At 73.9% G+C, this 14381-nt stretch carries 9 protein-coding genes; 6 read left to right on the top strand and 3 right to left on the bottom strand.

The features are described from left to right. Positions 1 to 200: 200 nt before the first annotated feature. The 6 genes from mobA to ACFPL3_RS25285 all read left to right on the top strand — a co-directional run bounded on the left by mobA (position 201) and on the right by ACFPL3_RS25285 (position 10741). The gene (gene mobA, locus ACFPL3_RS25310; RefSeq protein ID WP_379589676.1) at positions 201 to 1055 is read left to right on the top strand and encodes a molybdenum cofactor guanylyltransferase; all 855 of its coding nucleotides are present in this window, start codon (positions 201 to 203) and stop codon (positions 1053 to 1055) included. A gap of 19 nt (positions 1056 to 1074) precedes the next feature. After that, on the top strand, positions 1075 to 2874 hold the full coding sequence (locus ACFPL3_RS25305; protein ID WP_343944308.1) for an aldehyde ferredoxin oxidoreductase family protein: 1800 nt from the start codon (positions 1075 to 1077) through the stop codon (positions 2872 to 2874). Positions 2875 to 2947: 73 nt separating this feature from the next. Further along, on the top strand, positions 2948 to 5866 hold the full coding sequence (gene fdhF / locus ACFPL3_RS25300; protein ID WP_343944307.1) for a formate dehydrogenase subunit alpha: 2919 nt from the start codon (positions 2948 to 2950) through the stop codon (positions 5864 to 5866). Beyond that, the gene (locus ACFPL3_RS25295; protein WP_343944306.1) at positions 5863 to 7614 is read left to right on the top strand and encodes an NAD(P)H-dependent oxidoreductase subunit E; all 1752 of its coding nucleotides are present in this window, start codon (positions 5863 to 5865) and stop codon (positions 7612 to 7614) included. The genes fdhF and ACFPL3_RS25295 overlap by 4 nt, the downstream gene beginning before the upstream one ends. Continuing rightward, positions 7611 to 8828: a molybdopterin molybdotransferase MoeA gene (locus tag ACFPL3_RS25290; RefSeq protein ID WP_343944305.1), complete on the top strand. Its 1218-nt coding sequence runs from the start codon at positions 7611 to 7613 to the stop codon at positions 8826 to 8828. The genes ACFPL3_RS25295 and ACFPL3_RS25290 overlap by 4 nt, the downstream gene beginning before the upstream one ends. Then, entirely contained in the window at positions 8825 to 10741 is a 1917-nt protein-coding gene (locus tag ACFPL3_RS25285; protein WP_343944304.1) for a molybdopterin biosynthesis protein, read from the top strand. The genes ACFPL3_RS25290 and ACFPL3_RS25285 overlap by 4 nt, the downstream gene beginning before the upstream one ends. 379 nt (positions 10742 to 11120) lie before the next feature. Here ACFPL3_RS25285 and ACFPL3_RS25280 read toward each other — a convergent pair whose 3' ends face one another. From ACFPL3_RS25280 to ACFPL3_RS25270, 3 genes are read right to left on the bottom strand one after another with little or no spacing between them, the layout of a single operon-like run. Beyond that, a complete protein-coding gene (locus ACFPL3_RS25280) occupies positions 11121 to 11711 on the bottom strand; it encodes a TetR/AcrR family transcriptional regulator (protein WP_343944303.1) in 591 nt (196 codons plus the stop codon). After that, the gene (locus ACFPL3_RS25275) at positions 11708 to 12637 is read right to left on the bottom strand and encodes a substrate-binding domain-containing protein (RefSeq protein ID WP_343944302.1); all 930 of its coding nucleotides are present in this window, start codon (positions 12635 to 12637) and stop codon (positions 11708 to 11710) included. Before ACFPL3_RS25275 ends, ACFPL3_RS25280 begins: the two co-directional genes overlap by 4 nt. Positions 12638 to 12673: 36 nt before the next feature. After that, positions 12674 to 14317, bottom strand: coding sequence for a DHA2 family efflux MFS transporter permease subunit (locus ACFPL3_RS25270; RefSeq protein WP_343944301.1), 1644 nt, complete (start codon positions 14315 to 14317; stop codon positions 12674 to 12676). Positions 14318 to 14381: the final 64 nt, after the last annotated feature.

Below are 14381 nucleotides of genomic sequence, written 5' to 3'. Positions count from 1 at the left end.
GACCGGCAGCGCTGGTGTGCTTCTCGCGTGGGGGACAAAGGGCCGCCAGGGTCAACAGCACATCAGGGCCGGGCCCACCGCGCTGGTGTGCTGCTCGCCCCCTTCACAAGTCCGCCGGCCGGGGTCAGCAGAACGTCAGGGTTTGGCGGACAGCGTTGGTGTGCGACTCGACCGCACGGCCGCCGGACTAGCATCGGGACGTGGTCGGGCTCTCGGACGCCGCGGGCGTCGTGCTTGCCGGGGGCCGTTCGTCCCGGATGGGCCGCCCCAAGGCGGCGCTCGAGTGGCACGGCTCCACGCTGCTGCACCGCACCACCGCACTGCTCGCCCGCACCGTGGGCGGGCCGGTGGTGGTCGTCGCCGCGCCCGGCCAGGAGCTGCCGGAGCTCCCCCAGGGGGTCGAGGTGGTGGCCGACCCCGTCGAAGGGTTGGGGCCGATGCGCGGGCTGGCCACGGGGCTGGGTGCGCTGGCCGGGCAGGCACCCGCGGCGTTCGTGTGCTCCACGGACCTGCCGTTCCTGCACCCGGCACTGGTGCGGCGGGTGTTGCGCGGGTTCGACCCGGACGTCGACGTCGTGCTCCCGGTGGCCCGGGGGTATCGGCAGCCGCTGGCCGCCGGGTACCGCACGGCGCTCGCCGGGTTGGTCGAGGAGCTGCTGGCCGAGGGTGACCTGCGACCGGGGATGTTGTTCCGGCACTGCCGGGTCACGCAGCTCGACGACGACGCCCTGCTGGCGGACGCCGAACTGGCGAAGGTCGACCCGGACCTGGACTCGCTGGTCAACGTCAACGAGCCGGCCGACTACGCCGACGCGCTGGCCCGGCCGGCGCCGGAGGTGGTGGTGGAGCGGTTCGGGGCGCTCGCGAGCGGCGGGCAGCGCGGGCCGCGCACGGTGCGCGCCGCGTCGCTGGGTGCGGCGGCCGCGGCGGTCGGGATCGCGCTGGACCGGCACGTCGTCGCGGCCGTCAACGGCGACCAGATGACCCGCGACGCCCGGCTGCCGCTCGTCCCGGGCGACAGCGTGGCCTTCCTGTCGGCGGACGCGGGCGGCTGAGCGGCCTACGCTCGGTGGTGTGACGGCCGGCGGGTATTTCGGGCGGGCCCTGGTGGTGGACATCGGGGACCGCGGGGCGACGAGCGCTGCTCTCGAGCTCGACGACGCCGTGCTGCGCGCCTATCTGGGTGGCGTGGGCCTGGGCACGTGGCTGATGCACCGGCTGGCGCCGCCGCGGGTCGACCCGCTGGCCCCGGAGGCGCCGCTGGCGTTCGTGTTCTCGCCGCTGGTCGGCACGCCCCTCACGACGAGCGCGAAGTTCGCCGTGGTGGCGAAGTCCCCGCTCACGGGCCTGCTCACCGACGCGCTGGCGTCCAGCCGGTTCGCGATCGCGGGCAAGCTCACCGGCCACGACGCGATCGTGGTGCGCGGGCGGGCGGCGCAGCTGTCGGTGCTGCTGGTCGACGGCGACGGCGCGCGGCTCGAGCCCGCACCGGAGCTGGCCGGTGTGTCCGCGGCGCAGGCCGAGTCGGCCGTGCGGGGGCGGTTCGGGCGCGGCTGGCAGACCGCGGCGATCGGGCCGGCCGGGGAGCGGCAGGTCCGCTACGCGACGGTGAGCCACGACGGGCGCCACGCGGGCCGCGGCGGGCTGGGCGCGGTGCTGGGGGCGAAGAACGTCAAGGCCGTGCTGGTGCGCTCGGCCACCCGGGTGGACATCGCCGACCAGGCGGCGGTGCTGGCCGCGGCGAAGGACCTGCGGGCTCGCAGCTTCGGGCCGGCCACGGCGAAGTACCGGGAGCTGGGCACGCTCGCGAACCTGCTCGCGTTCAACGCCGTCTCCACGCTCCCCACCCGCAACTTCACCGCGGCGACGTTCGACGGCGCGCCCCGGCTGGCCGCGGAGGAGCTGCACGAGCTGCGCGGCGTGGCCCGCAACTCGTGCGCGTCGTGCTCGATCGGCTGCGAGCACATCTACTCCCGCAAGGGCGGCGGCACGCAGCGCATGGAGTACGAGAACGTGTTCGCGCTCGGCCCGCTGTGCGGGGTGTCCGACCCGGACGACGTGTTCGCCGCCAGCGCCCGCTGCGACGAGCTGGGGCTGGACACGATCTCGGCGGGCGGCACGATCGCCTGGGCGATGGAGTGCGCCGAGCGCGGACTGATCGACGCCCCGTGGCTGCGGTTCGGCGACGGCGCCGCGCTGCTGCGCGCGCTCGACCTGATCGGCGCCCGGGAGGGCCTGGGCGAGCTGCTGGCGCAGGGGTCGCGCCGGGCGGCCGAGGTGGTCGGCCATGACTCCATCGCGTTCGCGCCGCAGGTCAAGGGCCTCGAGCTGCCGGGGTACGAGCCGCGCACGCTGCAGGCGATGGCCCTGGGGCTCGCCGTCAACGCCCGCGGCGCCGACCACAACCGGTCCGGCGCGTACGAGGCCGACCTGTCCGGCGAGCACGACCGGCTCAACGGCGGGGCCGCCCAGGTGGCGGCCGCGGTGGGCACGGAGGACCGGGCCGCCGTGATGGACTCGATGATCCTCTGCAAGTTCCTGCGCGGTGTCTTCGAGGACCCGTTCACGGAGTGGGCCGCGCTGCTGCGCTCCGTCACCGGCTGGGACGTCGACGCGGCGGAGCTGCGGGCCGTCGCACAGCGGATCGTGCTGGCCAAGCGGGTGTTCAACCAGCGCGAGGGCGCCACCGCCGCCGACGACACGCTGCCGGCCCGGATGCTGGAGACACCGCTGCAACTCGGGTCGGGCCGGGTGGCCGCGCTCACCGCCGACCGGTTGCGTGCGATGGTGGCGGGCTACTACGCCGCCCGTGGTCTGGACGACGAAGGTCGACCTGGTCAAGAGGCGGAAGCCGCATTGCTGCTGGGCGGCTGACGAACGAAAATCGCCGGATCGGCCGCGGAGCGACTATGTTGTATGCGGTATGCACTACCGGTTGGGAGCTGAGATGACAGCCGTGCACGATCCGTCCACCGCCGTGCGGACGGTCACCGCCGAGATCGACGGGCGCTCCGTCACCGTGCCCGAGGGCACCACCATCTACGACGCGGCGAAGCAGGCGGGCATCGACATCCCCGTGCTGTGCCACGACGAGCGTTACGACCCGGTCGGCGTCTGCCGGATGTGCGTGGTCGACACCGGCGGGCGCGTGTTCGCCGCGGCGTGCGTGCGTCCGTGCGAGGACGGCATGCAGGTCAAGACCGCCACCGAGGAACTGGAGCGCAACCGCGCCACCCTGACCGAACTGCTGGTATCCGATCAGCCGCCGCGCGCCGAGGATCCGAAGGACACCAAGACCCGCGACAACCTGCTGCTCGAGCTGGCCGACGACTTCGGGGTGGCCCGCGAGACCACCGAGCTGCCCTGCGGTTCGGGCCGCGGCACGGACTCGTCCAACCCGGTCATCGACGTCAACCACGACGCCTGCATCCTGTGCGACCGCTGCGTGCGGGCCTGCGACGACATCCAGGGCAACGACGTCATCGGCCGCTCCGGCAAGGGCTACTCCACCCGGATCGCGTTCGACCTGAACGACCCGATGGGTGCCAGCTCGTGCGTCACCTGCGGCGAGTGCGTGCAGGCCTGCCCCACGGGTGCGCTCACCAACAAGCCGATCCGCGGCATCCCGATCCGGCCGCGCGAGGAGCTGGACGCCGTCGACAGCGTCTGCCCGTACTGCGGCGTGGGCTGCGCGCTCACCTACTACGTCGACCGCGAGCGCGGCGCGATCTCGTTCGCCGAGGGCCGTGACCAGCCGGGCTCGCAGAGCAGGCTGTGCGTCAAGGGCCGTTACGGCTGGGACTACTCGGCTTCCCCTCAGCGGCTCACCACTCCCCTGATCCGCATCGACTCGGCGTACCCGAAGGGCCCGCTGTCCGCCGACGTCCGCGGCGACAGCGACAACGACCGCGGCCGGGTCAACGGCGGCGAGCGCGGCGGCGGGGGCCGCAAGCCGGGCGACAAGCGCGGCGGCAAGCGCAAGCCCGGCGGGCTGGTCGACTACGACGAGGTGTTGCCGTACTTCCGGGAGGCCACCTGGGAGGAGGCGCTCGACCTCGTCGCCCGTCGCCTGAAGGAGATCCACGCGACGGGCGGGCCGGGCGCGATCGCCGGGTTCGGCTCGGCGAAGTGCTCGAACGAGGAAGCCTACCTCTTCCAGAAGCTCATCCGCACCGGCTTCGGCACCAACAACGTCGACCACTGCACCCGGCTCTGCCACGCCTCCTCGGTGGCCGCGCTGTTCGAGGGCGTCGGGTCGGGCGCGGTGTCCACCACCTACGGCGACGTCGCCAACGCCGACTGCGTGATCATCACCGGCTCCAACCCCACCGCCAACCACCCGGTGGCCAGCTCGTTCTTCAAGCAGGCCCGCCGCCGCGGCACCAAGGTGATCTACGTGGACCCGCGCGCGTCCACGGTGGCCGAGCACGCCGACGTCTTCGTGCAGCTCAAGCCGGGCACCGACGTGGCGTTCTACAACGCGGTGATGCACGAGATCATCCGGCTCGGGCTGATCGACCGCGAGTTCATCGCCAACCGCACGTCGAACTACGACGAGCTGGCCCGCACGGTGGCCGAGTACCCGCCGGAGCGCGCGGCGCAGATCACCGGCGTCGACGCCGACACCATCCGCGAGGTGGCCCGCACCTGGGGCGAGGCCCGGGCCGCGGTCGTCTACTGGGGGATGGGGATCTCCCAGCACACCACCGGCACCGACAACGCGCGCTGCCTGATCGCGCTCTGCTCGATCACCGGCAACGTCGGGCGGCCGGGCACCGGCCTGCACCCGCTGCGCGGGCAGAACAACGTGCAGGGCGCCTCGGACGCCGGGCTGATCCCGATGTTCTACCCCGACTACCAGGGCGTGGACGCCGAGGCCACCCGGCAGCGGTTCGAGCAGGCGTGGGGCACGAGTCTGGACCCGAACCGGGGCCTCACCGTCACCGAGATCATCAAGTCCGTGCTGCAGCCCGACGGGGTGCGCGGCATGTACATGCTCGGCGAGAACCCGTTCCTGTCCGACCCGAACATCAACAAGGTGCGCAAGGCGCTGGCCGCGCTCGACTTCCTCGTGGTGCAGGACATCTTCCTCACCGAGACCGCCGAGTTCGCCGACGTGATCCTCCCGGCCACCTCCTACCTGGAGAAGGACGGCACCTACACCAACACCGACCGGCGGGTGCAGCTCGGCCGCAAGGTGATGGACCCGCCCGGGCAGGCCCGCCCGGACTGGGAGATCGTGCAGGACATCGCGCGCCGGATCGGGCTCGACTGGAACTACGGCTCGCCGAGCGAGGTGTTCGACGAGATGGTCGAGCTGATGCCGTCGTACAAGAACCTCCGCTACGACAACCTCGGGCTCACGGGCAAGCTCTACCCGAACCCCGACCCCGAGCACACCGACGGCACGATCGTCATGTTCGACGAGCGGTTCAACACCGACGACGGGCTCGCCCACCTGGTACCGGCGCAGTGGTTGCCGCCCAAGGAGCTGCCGGATGCGGAGTACCCGCTGGTGCTCAACACCGGCCGCCTCCTCGAGCACTGGCACACCGGTTCGATGACCCGACGCTCCTTCGCGCTGGACGCCATCTCCCCGGTCGCCGAGGTGTACATGCACCCGAAGGACGCCGCCGACCGCGGGCTGTCCCACGGCGAGACCGTCCGGGTGCGGTCGCGGCGCGGTTCCATCGAACTGCTGGTGCGCATCTCGCACCGCGAGCAGCTGGGCAACTGCTTCATCCCGTTCCACTTCCGGGAGGCGGCGGCGAACCTGCTGACCATCGACGAGATCGACCCGTACGGCAAGATCCCGGAATTCAAGTTCTGCGCCGTGCAGGTCGAGCCGCTGGGGGTGCGGGCATGACGGAGGTCACCGACCGGGCTGCCGAGATCCGGGCACGCCGGGTGCCGGGGGTCGAGGCGCGGGCCGGGAAGTTCCCCGGGCCGTCGCTGATCCCGGCGCTCAACGCGATCCAGGCCCGCCTGGGCTGGCTGCCGCGCGAGGAACTCGAGGAGCTCGCCCGCGACACCCGCCGCCCGCTGTACGAGATCGAGGGCCTGATCTCGTTCTACCCGCACTTCCGCACCGAGCCGCCGGCCAAGGTCGCGCTGCACGTCTGCCACGACCTGCCGTGCTTCCTGCGCGACGGCGAGGCCCGGCTGGCCGAGCTGCGCGAACGCTACGGCGAGGACGCCGAGGTGGAGCTGGTCGAGGTCTCGTGCCTGGGCCGTTGCGACACCGCGCCCGCGGTGGCGGTCAACGAGCGGCCCGCGCCGGTCGAGCAGGCCGACGAGCTGGTGGCCGGTGCCCGCGCGGGCGACGTCGGCGCCACGCCGGCGAGCCTGCGCACCGAGCCGTGGCCGAACGACCCGTACCCCGCTGGGTCCGGCGTCGCCGAGCGCTACACCACGCTGCGCGCGCTGCTGGCGGGCGAGCTGGACCCGGACACCGTCGTGCAGACGCTGAAGGACTCCGGGCTGCGCGGGATGGGCGGTGCCGGGTTCCCCACCGGGCAGAAGTGGGGCCTGGTCCGGGGCACCACGGATCCGGTCAAGTACGCGATCTGCAACGCCGACGAGTCCGAGCCGGGCACGTTCAAGGACCGTCAGATCCTGGCCACCCAGCCGCACCTCGTGCTGGAAGGGCTGCTGCTGGGCATGGCTGTGGTCGGCGCCGAGGAAGGCTGGGTGTTCATCCGCCACGAGTACGGTCCCGAGGAACACGTGCTGCGCGAGGAGCTCCAGGCTCTGCGCGCGGCCGGCGTGATCGGGCCGGACGCCTGCGGCAGCGGGCGGCGGCTGGACGTGGAGGTGTTCGTCTCCCCCGGCGGCTACATCCTCGGCGAGGAGACCGCGCTGCTGGAGTGCATGGAGGGCCACCGCGGGGAGCCGCGCAACAAGCCGCCGTTCCCCGGCAACTACGGCCTGCACGGGCGGCCCACCCTCATGAACTCGGTGGAGACGTTCGCCGACGTGCCGGTGATCCTGCAGCGCGGCGCGCAGTGGTGGGCCGACCAGGGCGCGGGCGACTCGGTGGGCTGGAAGTTCTTCGCCGTGTCCGGGCACGTCGAACGGCCGGACGTGTACTGCGTGCCGATGGGCACCACCGTGCGCGAGCTGATCGAGCTGGCGGGCGGCGTGAGCGGGGGCCGGGAGGTCGGCGCCGTGCAGCCGGGCGGCGCGTCGTCCAACTTCATCGGCCCCGACAAGCTGGACATGCCGCTGGACTTCGGCACCGCGGTGGAGCACGGCACGATGCTCGGCTCGGGCGCGATGGTGGTGCTCGCCGAGGGCACCGACCTGCTCGCCGCGTCCACCAACGTGCTGCGGTTCTTCCGCAACGAGTCGTGCGGCAAGTGCGTGCCGTGCCGCGTGGGCTCCACCAAGGCGCACGCGATCCTGCGTGACGTCGTGGAGGAGGGCTCCGAGCTCGACGACGACCGGAAGGCGCACATCCTGCGGCTGGAGGAGGCCATGCGCAAGACCTCCATCTGCGGGCTGGGCCAGGTGGCGCTGGGCCCGGTGGTGAGCGTGCTCGGCCTGCCCAAAGGTGGCGCGGCGGCCCGCCCCCAGCCACGTCCGGGAGGTAGGGAGGGCCAACCGAGCCGGTGAGCCGAGAGTTCTTCACCGCGCGAACGGTGGGTGAGGCGCTGGCCGGGTTCCGCCCGGCCCGGCGCACCGCTGTGGAGGAGGTCGGGCTCGCCGCGGCGCTGCACCGGGTGCCCGCGGCCGACATCCGCGCACCCACGGCGATGCCGGGGTTCGCCCGCTCCACCGTGGACGGTTACGCGGTGCGCGCCGCCGACACCTACGGCGCCTCCGAGGGCCTGCCCTCCTACCTCGACCTGGCCGGTGCCGTGCGGATGGGCGCGGCGCCCACCGTCGCCGTCGCCGTGGGCACGTGCGTGGCGATCCCCACCGGCGCGGTGCTGCCGGACGGTGCCGACGCCGTGGTGATGGTCGAGCACACGGCCGAGACCATGCCCGGCACCATCGAGGTCACCCGGCCGGTCGCGCCCGGGTCCGGGCTGGTGCGGGCCGACGAGGACGCGGCGGCGGGCGACGTGCTGGTGGGCGCGGGCCGTCAGCTGCGGGCCCCGCAGCTGGGCTTCCTCGCCGCGGCCGGCGTCACGTCCGTGGCGGTGCACGCCCGCCCGCGGGTGGCGATCGTGTCCACGGGCGACGAGGTGGTGCCGCCGGAGACCCCGCGGCTCGCGGCCGGCCAGGTCCGCGACGCCACGGCCTCAGCGTTGGCCGGGCTGGTGCGCGACGCGGGCGGCGAGCCGGTCTCGGCCGGGATCGTGCGGGACGACCGCGACGCCCTCGAGTCCACGCTGCGAGCCGCCCTCGGCCACGCCGACCTGGTGGTCGTCTCCGCCGGGTCGTCCGTGGGCGCCCGCGACGAGACCGCCGGGGCCGTGGCCGCGCTGGGCGAGATCTGGTGCCACGGCCTGGCCGTCAAACCGGGCAAGCCGACGCTGCTGGCCGACTGCGGGGGCGTCCCGCTGGTCGGGCTGCCCGGCAACCCGCTGTCGGCGCTCGTGGTGTTCCGGCTCGTCGGGGTGCCGCTGGTGTGGCGGCTCGCGGGAGCGGAGCGGCCGCCGCCGGAACCCACCGTGCGTGCCCGGCTGAGCCGCGACCTGGCCTCGGCCGCGGGGCGCCTGGACGTCGTGCAGGTCGCCCTGTGCGACGGCGTGGCGGAGCCGCTGTTCGGGCCGTCGGCCCTGTTGTCGGTGCTGGCGCGGGCCGACGGGTACCTCGTGGTGCCGGAACCGGCCACCGGGCTCGACGGCGGCACCGAGGTGGAGGTCATCCTGTACCGATGACGAGCCCGTTCGTGTCCGACATCCCCGCCGAGGACGCCCGGCGGGTGTGGCGGGAGGCCTGTGCGGCCGCGGGCTGCCCGCCCCGCGTCGACGCGGTTACGCTGCCGGTCGGGGAGGCGGTGGGCCGGGTCACCGCCGAGTCGGTGTGGGCCCAGCGGTCCTCCCCCGCGTTCGACTCGGCGGCGATGGACGGCATCGCGGTGCGCTCCGCCGACACGGTGGGCGCCGCCGAGACCACCCCGGTGCTGCTCGACGACTTCGAGGTGGTCGACACCGGCGACCCGCTCCCACCCGGATATGACGCCGTGGTCATGCGCGAGCACGTGCACCACACCCCCGACGGGCGCGCCGAGGTGCGCGCGGCCGTGCCGCCCTACCAGCACGTCCGCTCGATCGGCGAGGACATCAGCGCCACCGAGCTGCTGCTGCCCGAGGGCCACCGGCTGCGGCCAGTCGACGTCGCCGCCTGCGCCGCCGCCGGCGTCGTCGAACTGCTGGTGCGCCGCAGGCCGCGCGTGGTGATCATCCCGACCGGCGACGAGATCCGCCCCGTCGGCACCGACCTCGCCCCCGGTGAGATCGCCGACACGAACTCGATGATGCTCGCCGGGCAGGCCACCGAGGTGGGCTGCGCGGCCCGCACCACCGGCATCGTGCCCGACGACCCCGACCTGATCGCGGCCGCCGTCCGGGAGGCCGCCACCGACGCGGACCTGGTGATCCTGATCGCGGGTTCGAGCGCCGGGCGCGACGACTACACCGCCCGGGTGGTCGCGACCGCCGGCGCCCTGGCCGTCCACGGCGTGGCGGTGCGCCCCGGCCATCCGGTGGTCCTCGGCACCGTGGCGGGCGACCCGGCCACCCCGATCCTCGGCGCCCCCGGCTACCCCGTGTCGGCCGCGCTGACCTTCGACATCTTCGCCGCGCCGATGCTCGCCGCGCTCGAGGGCGCCGCGCCGCGGGAACGCCCGTCGACCACCGCCCGGCTCGCCCGCAAGCTGGCCTCGGCGATCGGCTCCGACGACTGGGTGCGCGTCCGGCTCGGCCGCGTCGGCGGCGACGTCGTGGCCACCCCGCTCCCCCGGGCGGCCGGGGTGCTCACCTCGCTGGTGCGCGCCGACGGCCTGCTCGTCGTGCCGGCCGGGGTGGAGGGCCACCACGCGGGCGAGCAGGTCCGCGTGGAACTGCTGCGCGGGCTCGCCGACGTCGAGCGCACGATCGTCGCGATCGGCTCGCACGACCTGGTCCTCGACGTGGCCGCCTCCGCGCTGCGCGCCGCCGACCCGCTGATCACGCTCGCCTCGTCGAACGTCGGGTCGCTCGGCGGGCTGGTCGCCCTGCGCGACGGGCTGTGCCACGTGGCCGGTTCGCACCTGCTCGACCCCGCCACGGGCGAGTACACGCTCCCCTACCTGGACCGGATCTTCGGCCCCGACGCCGACCTCGCCGTCGTCCGGCTCGTGCACCGCGACCAGGGCCTCCTCGTGGCCCCCGGCAACCCGCTGGGGCTGGCCGGCATCGCCGACCTCACCCGCCCCGGCCTGCGCTACGTCAACCGCCAGCGCGGCGCGGGCACCCGGGTGCTGCTCGACCACGAGCTCGGCAAACGCGGCATCGACCCGGCCACGATCAGCGGCTACTCCCGCGAGGAGCACACCCACCTCGGCGTCGCCGCCGCGGTGGCCGCCGGCCGCGCCGACGCCGGCCTGGGCATCCAGGCGGCCGCCCGCGCGTTCGGCCTGGACTTCGTGCCGGTCGCCCGCGAGCCGTACGACCTCGTCCTCCGCGCCGCCGGGCTGGACGACGAGGTCCTCGCCCCCCTCTGGACGCTGCTCGACCACCCCGACTTCCGCAACCAGGTGGAGAAGCTCGGCGGCTACTCCTGTGCCGAGACGGGCCGGCGGGTCCGGTAGCGCGAGCCGCACCCCACGGTCCCACCGACCGCGCTGACGTACTGCTCGCGCAGGAGCGCGCCGGCCTGCGGCCCAATATCAGCGCGAGCCGCACACCAAGGTTTGGCGAGGACCCTGGCGTACTGCTCACGACGATCATCGCGAACCAGAAGCACCAGACGGTCCTGCCAACCACGCTGACGTACTGCTCGCGCGGGCGACCCATGATCAGCGCGAGGCGCACATGAGGGCCCGCCGGCCGCGCTGATGTACTGCTCGACGTGGGATCGCCTCCGCCGGGGCGCCTCCCGGACGCATGATCGGCGGACCGGCGCGTTTCCCGACGCCACGTGTCGGCTTTCGCTCCCAGCCGGTGATCATGGAGCTCCGGGGGGAGGCCTCAGGCGTCCGGGGTCGTGGCTCGCACCCCGGCGAGCACGACGTCGACGATGCGTTCGGCGTCGGCGCGGGTGAAGGGGCGCAGGCCGCGGTTCACGATGAGGTGGACCGGGCCGGAGATCATCTCGCCGAACAGGGCGTAGTCGATGGGCGGGAGTTCGCAGCGGGCCGTCGCCAGGTCCACCCGGCGCCGGAGGGCGGCGGAGCGCTCCTGGAGGATCCGGGTGACCGCGCGCCGGACGGCAGGGCTCTCGTGGATGGCGTGGGTGGCCTGTTCGAGCGCCCGGACGGTCGGTTTGGCCAGGCCCTCGGCGATGACCATGAGGAAGTCGACCAGGTCCCGGCGGAGGTCGCCGGTGTCGGCGACGGTGCCGAGGTCGTCGACGTACTGCAGCAGGGCCTCGACCACGAGCTCCTCGCGGTCGGGCCAGTTGCGGTACACGCTGGTCTTGTGGACGCCCGCGCGGTCGGCGACCTCCTCGTAGCGGAAGCCCGCGATGCCGTCGCGCGCGACGAGCTCGACGGTGGCGGCGAGGATCTGCGCGCGCACGCGGGCGGTGCGGCCACCGGGACGCCGCGCGGTGCCGGTCACCGGTGGCTCACCCGCTCGGCGATACGTTCGATCGTGGCGGTGGCCGCCAGGTCGTACCCGGGCATGGCGGTGATCGTCTCGCGGACGGCGGGCTCGCTGAGCGCGGCCACCAGCGGCCCGGCGGCGCCGAGCGCGGACTCGGGCAGGACGACGTCGTAGCTCTCCCAGGTGAGCGGGACGAAGTCGAGTTCGAGATCGGCGGCGGCCGCGCGCACGCCCAGGCCGACGTCGGCGGCGCCGGCCGCGACGGCCAGCGCGATCTCGAAGTGGGATCCGTAGTCGGCGGACAGCGGGCCGGGGGTGGCGCCGGCCTCGTGCACGAGCTGGTCGAGCAGCACCCGGGTGCCCGAGCCGGGTTCGCGACGGGCGACGCGGCGCCCGTGCAGGTCGGAGGGGGTGGTGATGGCCAGCGGGTTCCCCGGCGGGACGATCAGGCCCTGCTCGCGGCGCCACAGGTGCAACAGGTGCGGATCGCGGCCGCGCAGCAGCGCGCGGGCGAACGGGGTGTTGTAGTCGCCGCAGCGGTGGCGCAGGTGGATCGCCGCGCCGTCGGCCTCACCACGGACCAGGGCGCGCAGGGCGGGGAAGCTCCCCCGGGCGCCGACGACCCGCACCGACGCGTCGAGCCCGTCGAGCACGACCTGCAGCGCCGGGTCGTCGCTGCCGGCCAGGCGGAACACCCGGCCCTCGTCGAGGAGCTGCCGCGCGGCGAGCGGCCCGCCCGCGGCCACCCGGGCGCGGCGGCGGTCGGCCTGGGTGATCACACCGTGGTCGGCGAGGTGCCGGTAGGCCCGCGCGACCGTGGACGGTGTGGTGCCCGCCTCCTCGGCGGCCACCCGCACCGCCGGGAGCTCGGCGCCGGGCCCGAGCTCGCCGTCGCGGACGCGCGCGGCGATCCCGGCGGCGAGGTCGAGGTACTGGGTCACGACCGGAACGATAGAGCTCACCACCAACGGCCGGGATCAGCGGCGACCGGCGTCCGCTCCCGCCACGGTGCCGCGCGAGCCCTCCGGGATGTCCGCGTCGGGTGCGGGCCGGGGGGAAGGGATCGACACCTCCGGCACGGGCTCGGCGGGTGGCTCCTGACGCGCGCCGCCCGCCGCCCGCACCGTGGACCGCAGCAGCAGCGCCCCGAACATCGCGAGCACCGAGATGCTCGCCGTGACCAGGAAGACGTCCTGCAGCGCCACGACGTACACCTGCAGGTCGACCCGCTGGTACCAGGCGTAGAGCCCGAGCAGCGGGGAGACGCCCGGCGGGCCGGCGTCGGGCACGGCGGCGGCGTCGGTGAGGAGCGCGGCCCGGCCGGCCATGGTCTGCGCCTGGTGGCTGGTGAGCATCGCGGTGAGCACGGCGACGCCGAGCGCCGACGCGGTGCGCTGCACGACGTTGTTGAACGCCCCGGCGCGGCTCACCAGGTGCGGCGGCACCGCCGCCAGCCCGCCGGTCATGATCGGCATCATCGCGAGGCCCATCCCCGCACCCTGGAGCACGAGCAGCCACGTGATGTGCTGGCGCGGGGTGTCGACCACGATGCCGGACAGCTGGTAGGCGGCCAGCGCCACCAGGAACAGGCCCACGACGGCGGGCCACCTCGCCCCGAGCCGGTCGTAGAGCCGCCCGGAGATGGGCATCACCACCGCGGTGGCCAGGGCCTGCGGCAGCATCACGAGGCCTGCCTCGAATGCACCGAGGCCCTGCACCTGCTGCAGCAGCAGCGAGACGTAGAACAGCCCCGAGAACAGCGCCACCGACATCAGGCCGATGAGCACCAGCGAGTTGGTGAACTGCCAGTGGCGGAAGATCCGCACGTCCAGCAGGGGTTCCGCGACGGCTAGTTCGATCACCACGAACAACGCGAGGCTCAGCGCGCCGTAGAGGAGCAGGATGACCACGCGGTAGCTCGTCCACCCCCAGGACTCGCCCTCGGACAGCGCGAGCAGCAGCGCGAACAGGCCGCTCGCCACCGCGACGAAGCCCAGGGTGTCGAAGCGGCCCGCCCGGCCCGGCGCGAAGGCGGGCAGCGCCAGCACGGCGGCGATCGCGCCCAGCACGCCGATCGGCACGTTGATGAAGAAGATCAGCCGCCAGTCGACGTACTCGACCAGGTAGCCGCCCAGCGTGGGGCCGACGGCGGGCGCGAACACCACGCCCAGCCCGTACATGCCCATCGCCGTGCCGATCTTCTCCTTCGGCACGATCCGGTAGACCATCGCCAGCGTGATCACCGGGATGATCCCGCCGGGGATCGCCTGCACGATGCGGAACACCACGAGGCTGGTGAGGTCCCACGCGAGGCCGCACAGCGCGGAGCCGAACGCGAACCCGAGCACCGACATGACGTAGACCCGGGTGTAGCCGAACCGGTCGCCCAGCCAGCCGCTGAGCGGCACCACCACGCCGAGCGCCAGCGTGTAGGCGTTGGCGATCCACTGCACGTCCTCGACGGTGGTGCCGAAGTCGTTCTGGATCGTCGGGATGGCGACGTTGACGATCGTCACGTCCAAGATCGACATGAACATGCCCGCAACGAGCACCGCCAGTGGCACTCCCCAGCGCACCTGACGGTCAGCAGCGGTGCTGAGGCCCGCAGGGACCCCCGTCATGGTCAACGAGTGTAGATCGGCGATCTCGCCGGCGCGAGCCCTCGGCCTGCGGTCGCCCGGGGCG

The sequence above is a fragment of the Pseudonocardia zijingensis genome (genome assembly GCF_042657305.1).
Lineage (GTDB): Bacteria > Actinomycetota > Actinomycetes > Mycobacteriales > Pseudonocardiaceae > Pseudonocardia > Pseudonocardia zijingensis.
Note: the sequence above shows the minus strand (reverse complement) of the source record. Positions and strands in the feature narration are given on the sequence as shown.